This is a genomic window from Pseudomonas sp. NFACC13-1 (genome assembly GCF_900104425.1).
Lineage (GTDB): Bacteria > Pseudomonadota > Gammaproteobacteria > Pseudomonadales > Pseudomonadaceae > Aquipseudomonas > Aquipseudomonas fluorescens_AA.
Genome location: NZ_FMXV01000008.1, coordinates 1 through 19,559, shown reverse-complemented (window position 1 = coordinate 19,559; position 19,559 = coordinate 1). Strand labels below are relative to the sequence as shown.

Genomic DNA, 19,559 nt, shown 5'->3' with positions numbered 1-19,559 from the left:
GAAGGAACACCGCCCGTGGCTCAGTTCGATTACATCATTGTGGGTGCCGGCGCTGCCGGTTGCGTTCTGGCCTATCGGCTTTGCGCCGATCCGAGCGTGCGTGTCGCATTGCTCGAGGCCGGTGGCGCCGACAGTAGCTTCTTCGTAAAGATGCCCAAGGGGCTGGCCAAGGTCATGCAGGATCCCCGCTGCACCTGGCTGTACCCGGCAAAGCCCGATGTCGGCAATACCTTTGCCGACGAAGTGTGGGCCCGTGGCCGTTTGATGGGCGGATCGAGCAGCATCAATGGCATGATGTATGTGCGCGGCCAGCCGGCCGACTTTGATGAAATGGCGGCGCAATCCAGTGACAACTGGAGCTGGCGTTTCATCTCTGAGGCCTATCGTGCTCTGGAAAACCACGAACTCGGTGCAGGACCCGCTCGTGGCGCCGCTGGGCCTTTGCGTCTGAGTTTGCCGGACAGGCGCAGTGCACTGACTGAGGCGGTGATCCGCGCCGGTCAATCCCTGGGTCTGCCACGCAAGGAAGACGTCAATGAGCCGGATGACTGTCCCGCCGTCGGTTATGCCTCGCGCACCATCTGGAAGGGGCAGCGGCAAAGCGCATCCAAGGCATTCATCGATCCTGTGCGCAACCGCCCCAATTTAACGGTGATCACCCAGGCCACAGTGGATCGGGTGATCTTCGATGGCACGCACGCGGTGGGTGTCGAGCTGGCGCCCAATGCCGGGGAACGAGGTCAACAGTTGATGGCCCGGCGCGAGGTGATTCTGGCGGGTGGCACCCTGGCTTCGCCGGGAATCCTGCAGCGCTCCGGCGTCGGGCCGCGTGCCTTGCTGGAGCGACTGCAGATTCCACTCGTGCACGACAACCCGCAAGTTGGCCGCAACCTCATCGAACACCGCGGGATTCTTCCTCAATGGAAGCTCAGCCAGGCGCTGTCGGACAATCGCGAATACGCCGGTTTGCGCCTGCTGAAAAACACCCTGCAATACGTGGTCAACCGCAGTGGACCCATGTCGTCGGCCGCTTATGAGATCGGCGCATGGCTGAAGTCTGACGAAAGCGTCAGCCGTCCCGATATTCAGTTCCTGGTGGCGCCATTCACGTTTGATTATTCCACTCGCCGGCAAACCCTGGAGAAGCACCCGGGGATGGGAATGGTCGCTTATCCGTTGCGTCCACAATCGCGCGGCTCGGTCGATATTGTTAGTCGTGACCCCGCCGAAACCCCGGATCTGAAGGTCAATTACCGAAGCAATGAACACGATTGCAAGTTGATGGTGCGTACTTTGGAACTGGCCCGAAAGTTCGTTGCACAGATGCCGCTGGCGTCCTACATCCTTGAAGAAACGTTCCCCGGCCCGCACTGTGTCACCGACGAACAGATTCTCGATGCCTACGACCAGCACGGCAGCTGTGGCTATCACGCAGTGGGCACTTGCCGCATGGGGCGTGATGCCGAGTCGGTGGTCGACCCCGAGCTGCGGGTGCGGGGCGTGACCGGACTGCGCGTGGTGGACGCCTCGATTTTTGCGCAGATACCGGCAGGCAATACCAATGGCCCGACCATGGCCATGGCCTGGCGCGCCGCTGACCTGATCCTTGAGCGCACAGCCGGCCAGGCCCAGGCATCCTGAGAGGGGAACACGATGGATTTTTCGTTGACCACCGAACAGCGCCTGCTGCAAGACAACCTCGTACGCTTTTTTAGAGAAGCCACCCAGGACAAAACCCAAGGCTCAGCGCGTTCACTGTGGAGCTCCTTGTTTGACGTGCTGGGGCTTGGCGAACTGGTGCCGATGCCCGGCGCGCAGCCCATGCATGTCGAGCATGCGCTGGTGATGGAAGCGTTGGGGCAGGAGCAGGTGCGCCTGCCGTTTCTCGACGCGGTGATGGTGTGCGGCGATCTGCTGGCCAGCGCTGGTACGGCGCCAGCCACTGAACTGCTCGAACACTTGACGCAAGGCCTGGCCCTGCCAGTACTGGCCTGGGCGGAACCCGGCATGCGCTACGACTTTACACGCATCGGCCTGAGTGCCTGCAGGGTGGGTGAACATTGGCAGCTGGACGGCCACAAGTGCATGGTCCGATCGGCTCCGTTGGCCAGCCACTTCTTGATTGTCGCGCGTACCTCGGGGGTAGCCGGTGATGAGCAGGGGGTGTCGCTGTTCCTGGTGCCGCGCAACACTTCGGGACTGCAGGTGCAGGAGTGTCCGACAGTGGACGACGTCGGCGCCGCAGACCTGATGCTGGCGGGCGTCACACTGAACGCGAGCGCCTTGCTCGGTGTCGAAGGCCAGGCCTGGTCGGTGCTGGAGCGTGCGCGCGATATTGCGGTGGCCGGATTATGCGCTGAGGCCCGAGGCGCATTGGGGCAGATGCTTGAACTCACCCGAGAGCACCTTGGTACTCGTCAGCAGTTCGGCCAGCGATTGTCAGCGTTTCAGGTGTTGCAACATCGTCTGGTCGATATGTACCTGCATTTGACGAAGGCAGGATCTGCCGCACGGCTGGCGACCCTGAGTCTTGGCATGGAGCCGCGCCGTAGCCTGGCCGCGTCATCGGCGCAGGTCGTCGTCGCCCATGCGTGCCGCTTCATCGGCCAGCAAGCCGTGCAGTTGCACGGCGCAATGGGCATGTGCGAAGTGGTTGGCATCAGCCAGTACTTCAGACGTGTAACCGTGCTAGAGCGGGAGTTTGGTGATCGGGACTTCCATCTGGCCCGATACAATGCGCTACAGAGAGATCTGCACTGGTAGACTAGGGCGCGGTGGCAAACGATTTGCCGACGCAAACACTACAATTTGATTCGGGCCTGCCGCTCAACATGCAGCGCTCGAGCATTCAAAGGAAGTATTTCACTTGGCAAGACCGTCTAAGCCGATCATCTCGAAAGAACTGGCAGTTCGAGCCGCATTGGAAGTCGTGGATGATGCCGGGATCGAAGGCCTGACCGTGCAAATGGTTGCGCGTAAGTTGGGTGTCAAGGCACCTTCACTCTACTACCACTTCAAGGGCAAGGCAGAAATGCTTGAGGAGATCGCCCGGATGATTCAGGTCGAAGCGGTCATCCCGAACATGCATCAACATGGAAACTGGCGCGAGCAATTGATCGAGCTTGCCGTTGCCGTACGTGCCTCGATCCTTCGTCACCCTCGGGCTGCTCCTCTGTTGTTGCAGTTTTTTCCGCGCCATTTGATGCTCAAGTACTACGATTTCTGGGCGAACCGCTACGACGTGCCCGCAGAGCGTAAAATGGTGCTCATCGAGGGTGTTGAAAAACTCACCTATGGCTCTGCTTTGATTGGTGCCATGAGTCGCGCCACGGGCATCGCGCCGATGCCTGAGTTCGACAAGAGCGAATACCCGTATCTGGCAGAAGCCGTGAACGCTAACCCCATGACCGATGACCAGGCGTTCGTCGAGTCCCTGAAAACCTTTCTCTACGCCTTCTAGATTGCGCCCCGGCACCTGTGCCGGGCCTGCCCTCAAGCCAGGCGGAAATTCGTCGTAAGCGACGATGCTTAACTTCCCGCGATACGTGACCATGCCTTACGACCACTGCTGGATGGCGCAAGGTATGAAAACACGTATCACAGAAATGCTGGGCATTCGTTATCCCATCATCCAGGGCGGTATGATGTGGGTCGGGCGCGCCGAACTGGCAGCGGCCGTTTCCAATGCTGGCGGCCTGGGCATTGTCACGGCGCTGACACAGCCGACCCCCCAGGCACTTGCCGATGAAATCGCCCGATGCCGGGCACTGACGGACCGGCCATTCGGCGTCAATCTGACGATCCTGCCATCGATTTCCCCGCCGCCCTATGAGGCCTATCTGGACGTCATCATTGCGGCGGGCGTACCGGTCCTGGAAACGGCGGGCAATAACCCTCGCGAGTTCATTGCCAAGGCCAAGGCCGCCGGCATGACCGTCATCCACAAGTGTGTAGCGGTGCGTCATGCGCTGTCTGCTGAGCGCAATGGTGTGGATGCAGTCTCCATCGATGGCTTCGAATGCGCCGGACATCCGGGTGAAGATGACATCTGCGCAATGGTGCTTATTCCTGCTGCGGTACGCCGCCTGTCGATCCCGGTCATCGCTTCTGGCGGCATCGCCGACGGGCGTGGTCTGGCGGCGGCATTGGCGCTGGGCGCCGAAGGCGTGAACATGGGCACGCGTTTTTGCGCCACTCAAGAAGCGCCTATTCATGAATCGATCAAACGCGCACTGGTGGCCGCTGACGAACGCGATACCCGGTTGATTTTTCGCTCGCTGCGCAACACCGCACGGGTCCTGCGCAACGCGATCTCCGAAGAAGTGGTGAGCCTGGAACAGCGTGAAGGTGGTGTCGCCTTTGAAGAACTGCGGCCGCTGGTGGCCGGAGTGCGGGGGCGTGCCGCGCTGGAGTCCGGCGCGGTTGACGACGGGATTATCACCGCCGGTCAGTGTGTCGGCCTGATCCATGACGTGCCCAGTTGCGCCGAACTGATCGAGCGCATGGTCGGCGAAGCACGTGGGCACCTGCAGCGGTCGCTTGCACGTTTTAACTAATAACAACAAGACGAACACACTGGAGCACGCCGTGAGCGAGATTCTATTTTCTGGCCAGTCGCTGACGTTGGCGCGCATCGCCGATGGCTTTGCCGAACTGCGCCTGGCGCGTACCGACGCATCCATCAACAAACTGGACCGCCGTACCTTGAGCGAGCTGGATGCAGCCGCGACGATTCTGGAACACGCCGACGACGTACGCGGCCTGTTGGTTACCAGTGGGCTCGATGTCTTCGTGGTGGGAGCCGATATCACCGAATTCGGTGAAATGTTCGAGCGTTCTCAAGACGACATCGTCCAACACAACTGGCAGGCGAATCAATTGTTCGAGCGCCTGGCGGCGTTGCCCATGCCCAGCGTGGTGGCGATCAATGGATTCGCCCTGGGGGGCGGCCTGGAGCTGGCGCTCGCGTTTGACTATCGAGTGATGGCTGAGGAGGCTCGCGTCGGTTTGCCTGAAGTCGGTCTCGGGCTGATTCCAGGTTTCGGCGGCACTGTACGTTTGCCTCGGGTCAGTAATGTTGAAGTGGCGCTGGCGTGGATCGTCAGTGGCAAACCGCAATCGGCCGCTGCTGCCTTGGCCGCCGGTGTGGTCGAGCAAACATTGTCGGCCCAGGCGCTCTGCGCTGGCGCACTGGAGCTGTTGCGCGAAGCCGTCAGCGGCCGCCTGGACTGGCGGGCAGCTCGTCAGGCTCGTCTGGGTAAAGTCGCCGTGGTCGTCAGCCCTGAACTTTTTGACAAGTCGCGGGAAACACTGCGCAGCGATGTCCATCAACCGGCGCGCGCAGTAGCCATCGATCTGTTGGAGCAGGCCTGGCAAGTGGATCATCCGCAGGCACTGCGCCTGGAAGGGCAAGCCTTTGCTCGCCTGGCCAAGACCCAGGCCGCCGCGTCACTGGTGCGCAACTTCCTCAACGATCAGTGGGTCAAGAAAACCTGCAGGATCCAGCGCAGTGGCCAGTCCGTCATAGCGCAAGCAGTGGTGCTGGGAGCCGGGATAATGGGCGGCGGTATCGCGTACACCAGTGCGTTGCACGGCACGGCGGTGCGCATGAAGGATATCCGCCAGCAAGCCCTCGACCTGGGTGTGGCCGAAGCCGAGAAATTGCTGGCACGGCAGATCTCCAATGGTCGCTTGAGTGAAGAACGCGCCGGCCAGGTACGTGCGGCTATTCAACCGCAGCTCGATTATCAAGGTTTCGCTGACGCCGACGTGGTGATTGAGGCGGTGGTGGAAAATCTGGCAATCAAGCACAGCGTGTTGTGTGAAGTGGAGCGCGAGGTGGCGCCCGATGCAGTGTTGTTGTCCAACACGTCGTCATTGCGCATCGATGACCTGGCCACGCCTCTGCAACGCCCAGAATGTTTTGCCGGCATGCATTTTTTCAACCCGGTGCCCGTCATGCCGCTGGTGGAGATCATACGTGGCAAGCACACGGGTGATCGTGCGGTCGCCATCGCCGTCAGCATGGCCTTGTCGATGGGCAAGACGCCTATTGTGGTGCGGGATGGACCGGGTTTTCTGGTCAACCGGATTCTGGCCGCCTACATCCGCGCCTTTTTGCAATTGATCAGCGACGGTGCGGATTTTGAACAGATCGACCGTGCTGCCGAAGCATTCGGTTGGCCAATGGGCCCGGCGTATCTGGAGGACGTAGTTGGCCTGGATACCGGTTCGCATGTCTGCGACCTAATCTTCGCAGGCTTCCCGTCACGTATGACATCCGTGCCCGGCAACGCCTTCAAGACGTTGCTGGCCGATGGCCGTCTGGGTCAGAAGAACGGTTTGGGCTTTTACCGCTATGAGCCCGGCCCCGGCGGGCGGCCACGTAAGTTTTCCGATGAACGAGCCCGTCAACAAATCGCAGCCGCTCGCCCGGGGCTGGCTCGGCATTTCGAAGATGACGAAGTCACTGAACGGCTGATGCTGGCCTTGATCATCGAATCGATCCACGCGCTCCAAGAAGGTGTCGTGGCCAGTGCCGCCGAATTGGATACCGCTTTGCTCCTGGGACTGGGGTTCCCCGCGTACTTGGGCGGCGCCTTGGTCTACGCCGACTGGCTGGGTGCCGAACACCTCTTGGCGCGGTGCGCCCACTACGTCGCACTGGGTCCGGCCTACGAGGCCCCTGACCTGTTGCGCGAGCTGGCCGCAAGCGGCGGGTGCTTCTATCCCCGGTAATCACAGCCCATTTTGCATTCAATAAAAAGAGGACAACAACAATGGCTGAAGCCTATATCGTCGCCGCTGCGCGCACTGCCGGCGGGCGTCGCGCTGGCCGCTTGAGTGGCTGGCACCCTGCGGATCTCGCGGGTGAAGTGCTCAAGGCTCTGGTCGAACGCTGCGACGCCGACCCTGCAATGATCGATGACGTCATCTTCGGCTGCGTCGGCCAATTGGGTGAGCAATCAACCAATATCGCCCGCAATGCAGTGCTGGCTGCCGGGTTTCCGGAAAGCGTGCCCGCGACCACCATCGACCGCCAATGCGGTTCGTCCCAGCAAGCGCTGCACTTTGCCGTGCAAGCGGTTTTGTCCGGAACCCAGGATATGGTTATCGCCGGCGGTGTGGAAAGCATGAGCCGGGTGCCCATGGGCATGGGCCAATGGTTGCCGGAGAAGGCGGGCTACGGTCAGTACATCAGCCCGGCGATTCAGCGTCGTTATCCCGGGGTCGTGTTCAGCCAGTTCGATGGCGCTGAAGCCATCGCCCGTAAATACGGGTTCAAGAAAGAACAGATGGACAACTACGCGCTACAGAGTCACCTCAAGGCTGCCGTGGCGACTCGGGAAGGCCGTTTTGAAGAAGAGATCGTGCCCATACTGGTGACTCAGGAAGACGGCACGCAGGTGTGGCATCACCAGGACGAAGGCATTCGTTTTGACGCTTCACTGGAAGGTATTGCCGGGGTCAAGTTGCTCACCGAGGGTGGGCGTATCAGCGCCGCCAGCGCCAGCCAGATCTGTGACGGTGCATCCGCTGTGCTGGTCGTCAACGAGCGTGGATTGAAGGAGTTGGGGGTTGCGCCACTCGCACGGATCGAGCACATCAGCGTCATGGGGCACGACCCGGTGATCATGCTCGAAGCACCGATCCCGGCCACCCGCCGTGCTCTGCGTCGCAGCGGTTTGAGCATGGACGATATCGACCTGTACGAGGTCAACGAAGCCTTCGCCTCGGTGCCCATGGCCTGGCTGAAGGCCTTGGAAGCGGACCCGCAACGCTTGAACGTCAACGGCGGCGCGATTGCCCTAGGGCACCCATTGGGCGGCACCGGTACCAAACTGCTGACCACGCTGCTGCATTCCCTGCGCCGAGAAAGCAAACGCTATGGCCTGCAGACCGTCTGTGAAGGTGGCGGCATGGCCAACGTCACCATCATTGAGCGCCTTTGAGCCCCCAGGAGAGCACCCCATGAAACTGGATAACAGTATTGTTGCGGTCATCACCGGCGGCGCTTCGGGCCTCGGTGCAGCAACGGCCAGAGCCTTGGCCGAACGCGGCGTAAAGGTATCGCTGTTCGACCTCAACGAGGCCGCAGGAGCGGCGCTGGCGCAAGAAATAGGCGGCGCGTTTTTCAAGGTCGATGTCACGAGCGACGCCAGTGTCGATGAAGGCTTTGCCGCCTCCCGCGCCACCTTTGGCCAGGAGCGCGTGCTGGTCAATTGCGCGGGCACGGGCAACGCCATCAAGACCGCTTCCAGAGACAGGAACAGCGGTGAGATCAAGCATTTTCCTCTCGACGCTTTCGAACGGATTGTGCAGATCAACTTGCTGGGCACCTTCCGTGCTCTGGCCAAATCAGCAGCCGGCCAGCTGACCCTGGCGCCGCTGTCGTGCGGCGAGCGCGGTGTGATTGTCAACACGTCGTCGGTTGCCGCCGAAGACGGGCAGATTGGCCAGGCGGCTTACTCGGCCTCAAAGGGCGGTGTCGTTGCCATGACGTTGCCAATCGCAAGGGATCTGGCGGGGGAGGGTATCCGTGTCAATACGGTGATGCCGGGCATCTTCGATACACCGCTGCTCAAAGGGTCGCCACAACCCGTACTCGACGCGCTTGGCGCTTCGGTGCCGTTCCCCAAGCGTCTGGGGCAAGTCGAAGAGTTCGCGGCATTGGTGCTGTCGATGATTGAAAACGGTTACGTCAACGGCGCCTCGTGGCGTCTGGACGGCGCCATCCGCATGACTCCACGTTGAAGGAATAGCCATGGATTTCGCAATCGCGCCGGCCCTGCAGGAATGGCAAGCCCGGACCCGCACCTTCATCCACGAAGTGGTGACGGCCTACGAAAACGACCCACGTCAGGACGCTCATGGGCCTCACGAGGCTCTACGTGACGAGCTGATCAAGCATGCCCGTGAGTGGGGATTGCTCAGCCCGCACGCGGGTGTCGAATGCGGCGGGCATGGCCTGTCCCATGTGGCCAAGGCGTTGGTCTTCGAAGAGGCCGGTTACTCGCCGTTGGGGCCGGTCGCGCTAAACGTGCACGCCCCGGACGAAGGCAACATTCATTTGCTCGAGCAGGTCGCCAGCCCGGCGCAGAAAGAACGTTGGCTCAAGCCGTTGGTACAGGGCCATGTGCGCTCGTGTTTTTGCATGACTGAACCGGCGCCAGGGGCGGGCTCTGATCCGTCTATGTTGCAGACCACCGCGCGGCGCGATGGCGACGATTACGTGATCGACGGCCTGAAGTGGTTCATCACCGGTGCCCGTGGCGCGGGGTTCGCAATCATTATGGCGCGCTTGGAAGACGGCGAAGCCACCATGTTCCTGGCGGACATGAACCAGCCGGGCGTGTGCGTGGAGCGCCTGATGGACTCCCTGGACTCGTGTTTCACCGGCGGTCACGGAGTGGTGCGCTTTGAAGGCTTGCGCGTGCCGAAGGAAGACGTATTGGGCGCGCCGGGGCAAGGACTGCGCTATGCCCAGGTGCGTCTGGCTCCGGCCCGGCTGACGCACTGCATGCGTTGGCTGGGTCAGGCCCGCCGTGCCCATGACGAGGCGGTGGCTTATGCCACGCAGCGTCAGGCATTTGGCAAACGCTTGATCGAGCATGAGGGCGTAGGTTTTCAACTGGCTGACAATGAACTCGACCTGCACAGCGCGCGCCTGGCTATCTGGCATTGCGCCTGGGTGCTTGACCAGGGACAAAAAGGCCGCCACGAGTCGAGCGTGGCCAAGGTCATGTGTTCTGAGGCGCTGTGGCGGGTGGTGGATCGAAGCGTCCAGGTGCTGGGCGGCAGCGGTGTCACCGGCGAACGCATTGTTTCGCGAATCTTCCGCGATATGCGCGCCTTCCGTATCTACGACGGTCCGTCGGAAACCCACCGTTGGAGCATCGCCAAACACATTGATCGCCAGGCCTGCAAAGCCGGAGAGGGCGCATGAATGGTGTGTTCGATATAAGCGGCAAGCGCGCGCTGGTGACCGGCGCGTCCAGTGGTTTGGGCGAGCATTTTGCCCAGACCCTGGCACGTGCCGGTGCTCACGTGCTGGTCGCGGCGCGGCGCGTTGAACGATTACAGTCGCTGGTGGAGCGCATTCGCGAAAACGGCGGTTCGGCGCAAGCGCTGGCGCTGGATGTCTGTTGTGCGGACTCAGTTGCACGAGCAGTGCAGATCGCCAGCGAACCGGGCCTGGATATCGTCGTCAACAATGCCGGTGTTTCAGTCGCCCGACCTGTCCTGGAGCAAACCGAAGAAGACTGGGATGTTGTGCTGGAGACCAATCTCAAAGGCAGTTGGCGGGTCGCCAGCGAAAGTGCGCGCTGGATGGTCAAGCAGGGACGCCCTGGGAGTATCGTCAATATTGCTTCGATTCTTGGCGAGCGGGTGGCCGGTGGCGTGGTGCCCTACGCGGTCTCCAAGGCTGGAGTGCTGCACATGACCCGGGCACTGGCGCTGGAGTTCGCGCGGTATGACATTCGTGTCAATGCACTTGCACCGGGGTATGTGAGTACCGAGCTCAACGCTGACTTTCTGGCCAGTGAGAGCGGTAAGCGGTTGATGTCGAGGATACCTCAGCGGCGCTTTGCCGACCCTCAGGACCTGGACGGTGCGCTGCTATTGCTGGTATCGCAAGCGGGACGAGCCATCACCGGTACCACTTTGGCCGTGGATGGCGGCCATCTGATCAGCTCGCTCTAGGGGCGCCTTATGTCCAGCCTTTATCTGCTGCGTCACGGTCAGGCCTGTTTTGACAGCGAAGATTACGACCGCCTTTCACCGTTGGGTTTGCGTCAGGCCTTTGTCACCGGGTCGAGTCTAGCGATGCGCGAGATGCATTTCGATCAAGTGCTGGTGGGGCCTCGGCGTCGGCATCTGCAAACCGCCGACGCGGTGCTGGCGTCGATGTCGGGCAGCACCGTGATGTCGAGGGTCGAGGCGTTGGATGAGTTTGCCGATGGCGGGGCGCTGCTGTGCGCCGCCCAATCTCGCGTATCGGCTGACCACTGGCCTGCGGACATGAGGGGCAGAATGCACCTTTACCACGAGGAAATCCGCCGCTGGGCCTCGGGTGTTGAGGACATTCCCGGATGCATGCCGATCACGCCGTTTCGCGCGGGGCTGGCTGAATGGCTAAGTGCGCTGACCTGCCAGGTGGACAGCGGCAGTCGCCTGTTGGCGGTGACGTCGGCAGGAGTGATTGCCGCGCTGGTTTCCAACGTACTCGACCTGCCCAGCCGACGCATTCTTGATTTGCTCGCGGTGCTCGACAACGCCGCGCTCAGTGAGCTGGTGTTCCGGCCGGGGCACGTGTCGTTGCGTTTTTTCAATAGTACCCATCACCTGCCCGTAGCGCTGACAAGCCGAATTTAAGGTCAACAATAAGCATGACGACTGAACCGAAACGAGTTGCTTCACTCGACGACCCAACCGTGTGTGCCGCCCTGTCTGATGAGCTTGCCGGGCAATTGGGCGCCCGAAACCTTACCCTTACGGCGACTCGCCTGTCTGGCGGTGCCATCCAGGAAAACTGGGAACTGCACGCCAGCGTGGACGGCGGTCAACTGCAGGGTCATCAGCGCTGGGTGCTGCGCACCGACGCACTTTCTTCAGTCAGTGCCAGTCTGGGCCGGAGTCAGGAGTATGCCGTGTTGCGCCGGGTGGTCGAGGCGGGGGTTCTTGCTCCGAAACCACTGTTGTTGATGGAGCACAGTCCGACGCTTCGTCGCCCGTATTTCCTGATGGAACATCGCTCGGGAGACGCGGCCGGCCATCGCCTGACGCGCAATGCTGGCAATGCGGCGCAGCCGCAACGGTTGCTCGAAGACCTAGCCCAAAGCCTGGCGCGCCTGCATCAGCTGACACCGGAGTCCGCCGACCTGAGCTTCTTGCACGTTCCGACGTTGCCGCCGACTGTTGAAGCCATCGCGCACTACAGGAGGTTTCTCGACACCTTGACCGAGCCGCAACCGGTGCTGGAATGGGGGCTGCGCTGGTGTGAATTGAATCTACAAGAGCCCTTGCCGTTACGGATGATTCATCGCGATTTTCGCACCGGCAACTACCTGGTCGAGCAAGGACGCCTGAGCGCAATTCTCGATTGGGAGTTCGCCAGTTTCGGTGATCCCAGAGAGGACCTCGGTTGGTTCTCGGCGCGTTGCTGGCGTTTCGCAGCGCCGGAATGCGAAGCCGGGGGAATTGGCTCGCTGAATGATTTCCTGAAGGCTTACGCGAAGGCGGGCGGAGTGTCAGTCAGCGCTGATGAGCTGGTGTTCTGGCAGGTGCTGGCCCACATCCGTTGGGGCGTGATTGCCTTGCAGCAGGCTCAACGGCATTTGAGCGGCCAGGAGCGCTCATTGGAACTGGCCCTGACCGGGCGAATGTTGCCTGAACTCGAAATCGAGATACTTCATTTAACCGCCGGGAGACGCTCATGAGTCGCTTGCCTGATACCGCTGATCTGCTCTTGACCGCCCGAAGCGTGTTGATCGAAAAGTTGATCGCGCATTTGCCACCGTCGTTGCACTACGAAGCAAGAATGGTCGCCAGGGTTATGGCCATCGCCGCTCGAGAGCCTGGTGTCAGCATCCTCGACGTCGGGCCGCAGGAGGCTGACCTGGCATCCGCCATCCGAGCGGGGGAGCATGATCAGGGCACCGCATTCCATGCGCTGCTGGATCTGACTCGCAGCAAACTACTGATCAGCAACCCGGATATGCTCGCCTGCTATGACCACTTGGGTATCTGATTCTTGAGTGGAAATAGCCGTTTGCGTTACAGAAAATTAGGCTGACAGGGCCGACGGCGGAGGCCGAGTGTCGTTTTTATTTCGAGTAGCCTGGCCCCTGCATACTTGGCAAGTTTGGGTTCTACGGCGGAGTTTCGGCACGCATGAACGGACATGATCCGTATGCGTATCTGAAAAGTGCTCACTGCGCTGGGCTTTGAATTCGTCTAAACAATATTCGGGAAAAGTGGGGGCTCGCAATTTGGCAAGTGCTGTAAGGCGGTGGCCTAAGATTTCATTTATAGCTGTAGATTTTCTGATGGGCCTGAGACGTTACCTTGCGGTTGCGGCTTTGAGTTTACTGATGAGGTAGGGAGGCTTCTGAATGTTCTGGCTGGGGCCATTCGAGTACAAATCAAAAAAAGAGCTTTTGGATAGGCTCAAGGATTATCTACAAAAAGCACCAGCAGGCATGATCACCAATAAGCTTGCAGTCAAAAAACTACACCTGTTGCTTGCGATGCATCCGGACGCGGACAGAAAAATTGGCGTCGGAATTGACCACTTCAGGATCGAGAGAAATGCATTGGGGGCGGGGAAAGGGATCTGGCTCGTCCGCGTGGATGGCAGCGAAGATACCTTTTCCTACAAACGGTGCATCACTGGCGTCGTTCAGTAGCTACAGTACTCGCTGCCATTACAGTAGGTGTTCGCCCAATAATTCTCAGTGCTCGGGTTTTAAACCTTCCTGACCAACGACTCAATTGGCTAGTCCATGGATTGATCTCACCTTTTGGGGGGCCGAGAGCTCTCATCTCATTTGAAGTTTTTGGCATGGTTCCAATAGCTTCCGTTGTCAAAAGACTTCCCAAAGTAAGGGCGCTATCCGCTCGATTCTGCTCAATTTCATTAGTAAATTTATCGAAGTCAAAGCACATCAATCCAAGCGGATCGGTACTATAAATAGGGTTGCCCTCCACATAAGTATACATATTAATACCTCCAGCAAGACCAATCGGATCTCCCGAGATAAAACGCCCAAAACCTGATTGGTAATACCGTGCTCGATAATAATAGACGCCGGTGCCATCATTTTCTCGTCCGGTGTACTGCTGACTGTTGGTGCTGGCGGAACCGCTACTGCTGGTTTGGCCATAAGGCTCATAGGTATATTGCGTGGTGGATGCGCCGGTGCTGTCGCTGAGTGCTTGGGTTGAACCCAGCGCATCAACCAAGTAGCTGTAGGTGCTGCCACTGGCCTCGGTGCGGCTGAATACTTCATCCACGCCGCCCGTGAGGAGCTTGGCGGCTGCGTGGTCCACGCCATATTCGTGATGGTTGAGAATCTCCTCCAGCGTCTCATGGGCCTTGTGCGTCAGGCTCACAAGACTGACCCTGTGATCGGTGGCCAACGGTAGCCGTTTGATCAAGTCGAGGCTTTCCAGGCGATCCAGGAGCTTGGTGATTGCGCCTTTGGTATGCCCAGGCGCTGCTGCAGTTGTGAAGGTGTCAAGGTGTGCCCTGGCGTTAGTGTCAGGGCATCCAGCAGAAGTAACTCGCTGCCCTGCAGAGCGTGGCGCTCGGCGGTTTCCTTCAGGCTTCGCTCTACATGCCGACCCAATTGCAGCAGGCGCATCGTGACGGAATAGACATGCGCACTTTGTCCCGGCCACTCCTTTTCCCATAGCTGCGCTGCTGTCGATATGGCATCCGACGGTGGCTGATCCCCCTGTTCCGCCGCTGTGGAAGCGGCGCTTGGCAGGCTTAGCTGGCGAAGGTAGTGCTGCGGATCATCCAGCGCTCCAACCACAACGCTGTAGACCCGTCGCGGTCCATTTCGCGCTTCTGTGATCAGGCCTGCGTCGCGGAGCACTTTCAAATGCTGGGAAATGGCAGGCTGACTCATGGATAGATGGGCAACCAACTCATTGGCATGGCTTGGTGCCTGCCGTAGGCGCTCATAAATGGTCTGTCGAGTCGGATCGGCAAGGACGTTCAAGATTATTTATAAGGCATTACTTATGTTTTCGCTCGTCAAAGAGATTGCCACGTCAAGACTACGTCGGGCGTCCGGTTTTGATCGTCGTTAGAGAGGATCCCCGTCCTTTAGCACGCATCCGTAATCCAATTTTTTGGACAAGATGCTCCATCTTCGGGTATTGCGGGACGACCTGATCCAGCAGCTTCATACGGCACGATCTGTTCCATCCGCGTCAAGAAGATCTTGTACCGTGTACGCTTACGCTTGCCCCTGTGCTCGCCGTCCTGAAGCTCAGCTGCATCGCCGTCATCTGTTCAATCTTGCGCTATTGCCGCTCGGCGAGGACAAGCTGTTTCCCCTTCGGTAGATCGTTGGCACGCAACGGTTCTAAAGAGACACGGCCGTCGCTGGCGCGGCATGCAACCGTTCGATGTCCTGCCTGGGTGGAGCGCCGAACAGGCGCCGATATTCACGACTGAACTGCGACGGGCTTTCATATCCAACCGCAAACCCCGCTGCGCCTGCCGTCGCGTTCCCTACCAGCATCAGGCGGCGCGCCTCTTGCAATCGCAACTGCTTCTGGTACTCGAGCGGCGTCAGGCCTGTGATGCCCTTGAAGTGCGCGTGGAGTGAGGAGGGGCTCATGCCCGCCTCGGCTGCAATGTCCTCGATGCGGATTTGGCCGTCGAACTGCCGGCGGATTACGCCGATGGCGCGGCTTACCTGGTTGAGGTGGCTGCCGGCTGTTGCGACGTGGCGCAGCATCGGACCATGTGGGCCAGTAAGGAGCCTATAAAGGATCTCTCGCTCTATGAGGGGCGCCAGAGCGCCGATTGTCTCGGGCCGGTCGAGGAGTCGAACAAATCTGCAGACAGCATCGATAAGGTCCGGATCGCTGGGGTGTACTCCAAGTATCGGTAGATCGGTGCGAGGGGAAGTGCGGCCCTCCGTCATCAACAGCTCTGCAAGTAGTACGGGATCGAACCCGATCTTGCAGCAAAGGTAGGGTTTGTCTGGGCTCGCATCGATGACGTGGCATAGGAGGGGCATGTCGACTGAGACCAGTAAGTAGTTCGCGGCGTCGTAGACCATGCTGCGCTCGCCCATCGAAACGCGGTTCGCCCCTTGGGCGATCATGCAAAGCCCAGCCTCATAAACCACCGGCGTCGGCATGCTAGGCCGATCTACATGGACCAGTGATAAGCGGGGTATGGCGGTGACACAGAGGCCCGATCCGGGGGCGTGGCGGTCGATTGCAGTCGCGAGTTCGTTGATCCTGTCCATGAAGGCCTTCTTGAGTCGAGTTCACGCCAGGCTGGCGCCGCATCCAATCTTAGAGGATCGTGCAAACTATTTGTAGGATCGCACTACCGCATGTTGCGACCCAAGTAACATCCTGAGTGCCTCATTTTTAAGGCGAAAAGGATCGGTTCATGACCTCCAAAATCGACAAAGTGGTGCTAATTACTGGCGCATCGAGCGGCATCGGCGAGGCGACCACGCGGGAGCTGGCGGCTGCAGGCGCGCGGCTGTTCATTGGCGCACGTCGCGGCACGCGCCTGGAGGCATTGGCGGACGAGCTCGGTGAGAATGTTGCGTGGCGCGAGCTCGACGTAACCGACGGCTGCGCATTCGATGCGTTCGCCGGTGCGGCGAAGGAGCGGTTCGGTCGGATCGACGCGCTGGTCAACAATGCTGGCGTCATGCCGCTATCGATGCTCGCCGCGCTCAAGAGGGACGAGTGGAAGCGGATGATCGACGTGAACATCCACGGCGTCCTCAACGGCATCGCCGCAGTGCTGCCCGACTTCATCGCGCAAAAGAATGGGCATGTCATCAATATTGCCTCCATTGCGGCGCGCATTGTGATGCCGTCGTCTTCCGTCTATTCCGCGACCAAGCATGCAGTGCGTGCAATTACCGAAGGGTTGAGGCAGGAGCACGATATGATTCGTACGACACTCATCTCGCCCGGACCTACCGCAACCGAACTGGGTCACGACGTCACCGATCCCGATATCGCCGCAATGCTCAAGGTCTCGATTCCGCAGGGAATGTCTCCTGATGCGATCGCTCGGGCGATCCGCTACGCACTTGAGCAGCCTGATAGCGTCGACGTCAACGAGCTGGTCGTACGGCCGACGGCCTCTGCAATGTAGACTGGCGACACGCCAGTTTTCGGCCAACACAGACTGAATCGCCCAGCGTTTCGTTAAGTTTATCGGAGCGCCTGGCGCGGCTCGAATTTTGTAGCAGATCATCCTGACGGCATTTTAGTTATCGACATGACAACGTTTCAGCTTTGGCTGCGGTACCGATCGATGCTCCGGACCCGATAGCATATCGTCGGGATGGCACCGTCGTGTGTGCGGCGATGAACATGGCGACAGCCGACCGGCAATAGGATTCTATTTCGTTGTCGTCCTCCGCTCTCGCTTCATCGAAGCGCGCGATGATCAGAAGATCGGATCCTTTGAAAAGCGCGGCAAACAAGCGGGCGGACTGGCGAGGGTCGGGAACGTTCAGAACCGCCTTCGCGTGCAGCTGACGCAGCAGGGTTTCTATTTGCGCGATGATATAGGCGGGGCCGGCTTCGTATTGGGGCTTGCTTAACGACTTTTGATTCGTTTTGTCGGCCATGATCATGGCTTCGACACTGCGCACGTCCGGACTCAACAGCGTGCGAAGCAGGGTTGTTCCCACCGCCGTGAGCTGATCTTCGGCCGAACCGTCGATGCCTGCAAAAAGGGCCTTTGGTGCCAACTGCTGGCAGTGGGCCGCAATGGCCGCGCTGAACAGCGCCTCCTTGTTTTCGAAGTGCCGATAGATGCTCAGCTTGGATATCTTCGCCCGTTGGGCCACCTTGTCCATGGTGGTCGCTTGAAAACCCAATTCCACAAAGAGTTCGCCTGCGGCGTCGATGATCGTTTGGCCAAGCGCCTCGTTGGCCGGTCGGCCGCGCCGGGCCTGGCTGTTTTCGGTCATAAAAACTCCAGTACTTGACAGTATTCTAATTCGTAAATTAGGGTACTTCAAAGTATCTTAAGGCGGCAAATCAATTCATACACAGCGCGGAGCCCATCACCATGAATGACGTCATCATCATCGGCGGCAGTTTTGCCGGTCTTGCTGCAGCTCTGCAGCTCGGCCGTGCCCGCCGAAAGGTCACCGTTCTCGATACCGGCCTGCCACGCAATCGCTTCGCCGGTCGCTCGCATGGCGTGCTTGGCCACGATCACAAGCCTCCATCGGACATCCTGGCCGAGGCGCGGCAGCAGCTGGCGCGCTATCCCACGATCCAACTGGTCAATGCCCGGGCCGAGAGCGTCTCCGGCGCCATCGATGATTTCTCCGTCCTCACGGGAGAGGGCGAAACCCTCAGGGCGCGCCGCCTGATCCTGAGCTATGGCGTCGCCGACCAGATGCCTGCTGTTCCGGGCTTTGCCGAAGGCTGGGGCACATCCATCATCCCGTGTCCCTATTGCGATGGCTTCGAAGTCGCCGACCAGCATTGGGGCCTCGTCTGGTTCCGCCCGCAGTCGCACATTCAGGTCAAGCTGTTTCAGCATTGGACCGACAGGTTGACGGTCTTCGCCGATGGTCACGACATTGCACCCGATCTCCGGGCCGATATGGCCCACCGCAACATACCTGTCGTTGATGGCCGGATCACCGGGATCGCCCGTCACGGGGGCCATAGCGCCACCGTCAAGCTCGATACCGGCCCCGATGTCGCAGTCGACATTCTGTTCGCGCATCCGCCCACTAAGCCATCCGCAAGCCTTCATGACTCATTGGGACTCGCCACGGTCGATACGCCTCTCGGCATCGTCCTCAAGGTCGACGAGCGCCGCGAAACCAGCATACCCGGCATCTATGCCGCCGGCGATCTCGCCACCCCCGGAATGCCCTCGGTCACTACGGCATCATGGCAGGGCGCAACGGCCGGAATCTCCGCTCAGCAGTCGATGCTGACTTGAGAGCAGGCAGCATCGATCACCCCAGTTTCAATTTCACAATAGACAGGAGCGCCACCATGTCCGCCATAAAACCATTCAAACCTCTAGACGAGAAATTTCCGTTCGACCGCCAACTCGGTATCGCGGCCGCGCCTCTCGTGCTTATCAACCTCTTCATGGTCGTCGATCCCGCCGATGAAGCGGGCTTCCTGGACGCTTTCAAGGCAGCTGCCGAGATCATAACGAAGCAACCGGGCTTCATTTCCATGCAACTGCATCGAGCGATCGGCGATAGCCCGACTTACCTGAACTATGTGGTGTGGGAATCCACCGAGGCGGTCCGCGCCGCCTTCACTGATCCCGCGTTCCTCGCGAAACTTCCAGCATATCCGTCATCCGTTGTGGCCAGCCCGCACCTGTTCCAGAAGGTCGCCGTCCCCGGCTTCTGCACGGCCTGACCCCGGAGATATGGCAAAGCGCGCTGACGAGTATCTTCGCCCAGCGCTCGATGCTGGCTTGAGAGCACAAATTGGAGATGAGTATGACCGTCGAGCCGCACAACGCGGGTGTGCGCTTCCCTCTACCCTTACTCTATCTGGGAGCGCTGCTGTTGGGGCTGGCGGCGGACCGGTTCATTACCCTGCGCTCTTTCGACATCGACTGGCGGTTGCTGGTCGCGACGGGCGCGCTGCTGTTCGTTGCCGGCGCGGCGATGATGCTCGCAGCGGCAGGGCTGTTCCGGCGGCTGGGCACCAACATTCCGCCGTCGCAGCCAACGACCCTCATCGCAACGACCGGTCCCTATCGGTGGACGCGCAATCCCATGTATCTCGGCATGGCGCTTATCTATGCCGGCCTTGCGATTGGCTTTGACGGGCCGATCGCCTTC

Annotated in this window: 20 protein-coding genes and 1 pseudogene; 17 read left to right on the top strand and 4 right to left on the bottom strand. The window is 60.0% G+C overall.

What is annotated here, in order from left to right; genetic code table 11:
- Positions 1 to 15 precede the first annotated feature (15 nt).
- From BLQ55_RS12640 to BLQ55_RS12580, 13 genes are all read left to right on the top strand, one after another.
- Positions 16 to 1,641: a GMC family oxidoreductase gene (locus tag BLQ55_RS12640; protein ID WP_092254099.1), complete on the top strand. Its 1,626-nt coding sequence runs from the start codon at positions 16 to 18 to the stop codon at positions 1,639 to 1,641.
- A gap of 12 nt (positions 1,642 to 1,653) precedes the next feature.
- Positions 1,654 to 2,763, top strand: a complete 1,110-nt coding sequence (locus BLQ55_RS12635) for an acyl-CoA dehydrogenase family protein (RefSeq protein WP_092254097.1) — start codon at positions 1,654 to 1,656, stop codon at positions 2,761 to 2,763.
- Between the two features lie 103 nt (positions 2,764 to 2,866).
- Complete coding sequence (locus BLQ55_RS12630; RefSeq protein ID WP_092254095.1) at positions 2,867 to 3,460, top strand: TetR/AcrR family transcriptional regulator; 594 nt, start codon at positions 2,867 to 2,869, stop codon at positions 3,458 to 3,460.
- A gap of 124 nt (positions 3,461 to 3,584) precedes the next feature.
- Complete coding sequence (locus BLQ55_RS12625) at positions 3,585 to 4,556, top strand: NAD(P)H-dependent flavin oxidoreductase (protein ID WP_092254093.1); 972 nt, start codon at positions 3,585 to 3,587, stop codon at positions 4,554 to 4,556.
- A 31-nt stretch (positions 4,557 to 4,587) separates the two neighbouring features.
- Positions 4,588 to 6,738, top strand: coding sequence for a fatty acid oxidation complex subunit alpha FadB (gene fadB / locus BLQ55_RS12620; protein ID WP_218130110.1), 2,151 nt, complete (start codon positions 4,588 to 4,590; stop codon positions 6,736 to 6,738).
- A gap of 41 nt (positions 6,739 to 6,779) precedes the next feature.
- Positions 6,780 to 7,952 carry an acetyl-CoA C-acetyltransferase gene (locus BLQ55_RS12615; protein WP_092254091.1) on the top strand — a complete coding sequence of 391 codons (1,173 nt, stop codon included), beginning with the start codon at positions 6,780 to 6,782 and terminating at the stop codon, positions 7,950 to 7,952.
- A gap of 19 nt (positions 7,953 to 7,971) precedes the next feature.
- On the top strand, positions 7,972 to 8,754 hold the full coding sequence (locus BLQ55_RS12610) for an SDR family NAD(P)-dependent oxidoreductase (protein ID WP_092254089.1): 783 nt from the start codon (positions 7,972 to 7,974) through the stop codon (positions 8,752 to 8,754).
- A gap of 10 nt (positions 8,755 to 8,764) precedes the next feature.
- Complete coding sequence (locus tag BLQ55_RS12605) at positions 8,765 to 9,946, top strand: acyl-CoA dehydrogenase family protein (RefSeq protein WP_092254087.1); 1,182 nt, start codon at positions 8,765 to 8,767, stop codon at positions 9,944 to 9,946.
- Positions 9,943 to 10,704: an SDR family NAD(P)-dependent oxidoreductase gene (locus tag BLQ55_RS12600; RefSeq protein WP_092254085.1), complete on the top strand. Its 762-nt coding sequence runs from the start codon at positions 9,943 to 9,945 to the stop codon at positions 10,702 to 10,704. The genes BLQ55_RS12605 and BLQ55_RS12600 overlap by 4 nt, the downstream gene beginning before the upstream one ends.
- A 9-nt stretch (positions 10,705 to 10,713) precedes the next feature.
- Positions 10,714 to 11,376 (top strand): histidine phosphatase family protein, encoded by a 663-nt coding sequence (locus tag BLQ55_RS12595; protein WP_092254083.1) that lies wholly within the window; start codon positions 10,714 to 10,716, stop codon positions 11,374 to 11,376.
- Positions 11,377 to 11,390: 14 nt separating this feature from the next.
- Positions 11,391 to 12,440: a phosphotransferase family protein gene (locus BLQ55_RS12590; RefSeq protein WP_092254081.1), complete on the top strand. Its 1,050-nt coding sequence runs from the start codon at positions 11,391 to 11,393 to the stop codon at positions 12,438 to 12,440.
- Entirely contained in the window at positions 12,437 to 12,751 is a 315-nt protein-coding gene (locus BLQ55_RS12585) for a hypothetical protein (protein WP_092254079.1), read from the top strand. Before BLQ55_RS12590 ends, BLQ55_RS12585 begins: the two co-directional genes overlap by 4 nt.
- Positions 12,752 to 13,115: 364 nt before the next feature.
- The gene (locus tag BLQ55_RS12580) at positions 13,116 to 13,409 is read left to right on the top strand and encodes a DCL family protein (protein ID WP_176814205.1); all 294 of its coding nucleotides are present in this window, start codon (positions 13,116 to 13,118) and stop codon (positions 13,407 to 13,409) included.
- Here BLQ55_RS12580 and BLQ55_RS12575 read toward each other — a convergent pair.
- The 3 genes from BLQ55_RS12575 to BLQ55_RS12565 all read right to left on the bottom strand — a co-directional run bounded on the left by BLQ55_RS12575 (position 13,390) and on the right by BLQ55_RS12565 (position 15,995).
- A complete protein-coding gene (locus tag BLQ55_RS12575) occupies positions 13,390 to 14,115 on the bottom strand; it encodes an RHS repeat-associated core domain-containing protein (RefSeq protein WP_218130109.1) in 726 nt (241 codons plus the stop codon). The genes BLQ55_RS12580 and BLQ55_RS12575 overlap by 20 nt on opposite strands.
- Positions 14,116 to 14,156: 41 nt before the next feature.
- Complete coding sequence (locus tag BLQ55_RS32295; RefSeq protein WP_218130108.1) at positions 14,157 to 14,729, bottom strand: ArsR/SmtB family transcription factor; 573 nt, start codon at positions 14,727 to 14,729, stop codon at positions 14,157 to 14,159.
- A gap of 369 nt (positions 14,730 to 15,098) precedes the next feature.
- A complete protein-coding gene (locus BLQ55_RS12565) occupies positions 15,099 to 15,995 on the bottom strand; it encodes an AraC family transcriptional regulator (protein WP_092254075.1) in 897 nt (298 codons plus the stop codon).
- A 149-nt stretch (positions 15,996 to 16,144) separates the two neighbouring features.
- Here BLQ55_RS12565 and BLQ55_RS12560 point away from each other — a divergent pair, with 149 nt between their 5' ends.
- Positions 16,145 to 16,870 carry an SDR family oxidoreductase gene (locus BLQ55_RS12560; protein WP_063321876.1) on the top strand — a complete coding sequence of 242 codons (726 nt, stop codon included), beginning with the start codon at positions 16,145 to 16,147 and terminating at the stop codon, positions 16,868 to 16,870.
- A gap of 205 nt (positions 16,871 to 17,075) precedes the next feature.
- On the opposite strand, the pseudogene BLQ55_RS12555 reads toward BLQ55_RS12560, so the two are convergent.
- Positions 17,076 to 17,696: pseudogene (locus BLQ55_RS12555) on the bottom strand (TetR/AcrR family transcriptional regulator); the annotation flags it as partial.
- 101 nt (positions 17,697 to 17,797) lie between these two features.
- On the opposite strand from BLQ55_RS12555, the gene BLQ55_RS12550 reads away from it, so the two are divergent.
- The 3 genes from BLQ55_RS12550 to BLQ55_RS12540 form a co-directional block, all read left to right on the top strand.
- Entirely contained in the window at positions 17,798 to 18,691 is an 894-nt protein-coding gene (locus BLQ55_RS12550) for an NAD(P)/FAD-dependent oxidoreductase (protein ID WP_092254073.1), read from the top strand.
- A gap of 56 nt (positions 18,692 to 18,747) precedes the next feature.
- Complete coding sequence (locus BLQ55_RS12545; RefSeq protein ID WP_063321874.1) at positions 18,748 to 19,128, top strand: antibiotic biosynthesis monooxygenase family protein; 381 nt, start codon at positions 18,748 to 18,750, stop codon at positions 19,126 to 19,128.
- Between the two features lie 83 nt (positions 19,129 to 19,211).
- Positions 19,212 to 19,559 (top strand): methyltransferase family protein (locus tag BLQ55_RS12540; RefSeq protein WP_092254071.1); only part of this gene is annotated, 348 nt, incomplete at its 3' end.

Excerpts from the sequence above, each read along its gene's own strand:
- BLQ55_RS12635 (WP_092254097.1), top strand. The coding sequence starts at position 1,654 with ATGGATTTTTCGTTGACCACCGAACAGCGCCTGCTGCAAGACAACCTC.
- BLQ55_RS12625 (WP_092254093.1), top strand. The coding sequence starts at position 3,585 with ATGAAAACACGTATCACAGAAATGCTGGGCATTCGTTATCCCATCATC.
- BLQ55_RS12615 (WP_092254091.1), top strand. The coding sequence starts at position 6,780 with ATGGCTGAAGCCTATATCGTCGCCGCTGCGCGCACTGCCGGCGGGCGT.
- BLQ55_RS12610 (WP_092254089.1), top strand. The coding sequence starts at position 7,972 with ATGAAACTGGATAACAGTATTGTTGCGGTCATCACCGGCGGCGCTTCG.
- BLQ55_RS12605 (WP_092254087.1), top strand. The coding sequence starts at position 8,765 with ATGGATTTCGCAATCGCGCCGGCCCTGCAGGAATGGCAAGCCCGGACC.
- BLQ55_RS12600 (WP_092254085.1), top strand. The coding sequence starts at position 9,943 with ATGAATGGTGTGTTCGATATAAGCGGCAAGCGCGCGCTGGTGACCGGC.
- BLQ55_RS12595 (WP_092254083.1), top strand. The coding sequence starts at position 10,714 with ATGTCCAGCCTTTATCTGCTGCGTCACGGTCAGGCCTGTTTTGACAGC.
- BLQ55_RS12590 (WP_092254081.1), top strand. The coding sequence starts at position 11,391 with ATGACGACTGAACCGAAACGAGTTGCTTCACTCGACGACCCAACCGTG.
- BLQ55_RS12585 (WP_092254079.1), top strand. The coding sequence starts at position 12,437 with ATGAGTCGCTTGCCTGATACCGCTGATCTGCTCTTGACCGCCCGAAGC.
- BLQ55_RS12580 (WP_176814205.1), top strand. The coding sequence starts at position 13,116 with ATGTTCTGGCTGGGGCCATTCGAGTACAAATCAAAAAAAGAGCTTTTG.
- BLQ55_RS12565 (WP_092254075.1), bottom strand. The coding sequence starts at position 15,995 with ATGGACAGGATCAACGAACTCGCGACTGCAATCGACCGCCACGCCCCC.
- BLQ55_RS12560 (WP_063321876.1), top strand. The coding sequence starts at position 16,145 with ATGACCTCCAAAATCGACAAAGTGGTGCTAATTACTGGCGCATCGAGC.
- BLQ55_RS12550 (WP_092254073.1), top strand. The coding sequence starts at position 17,798 with ATGAATGACGTCATCATCATCGGCGGCAGTTTTGCCGGTCTTGCTGCA.
- BLQ55_RS12545 (WP_063321874.1), top strand. The coding sequence starts at position 18,748 with ATGTCCGCCATAAAACCATTCAAACCTCTAGACGAGAAATTTCCGTTC.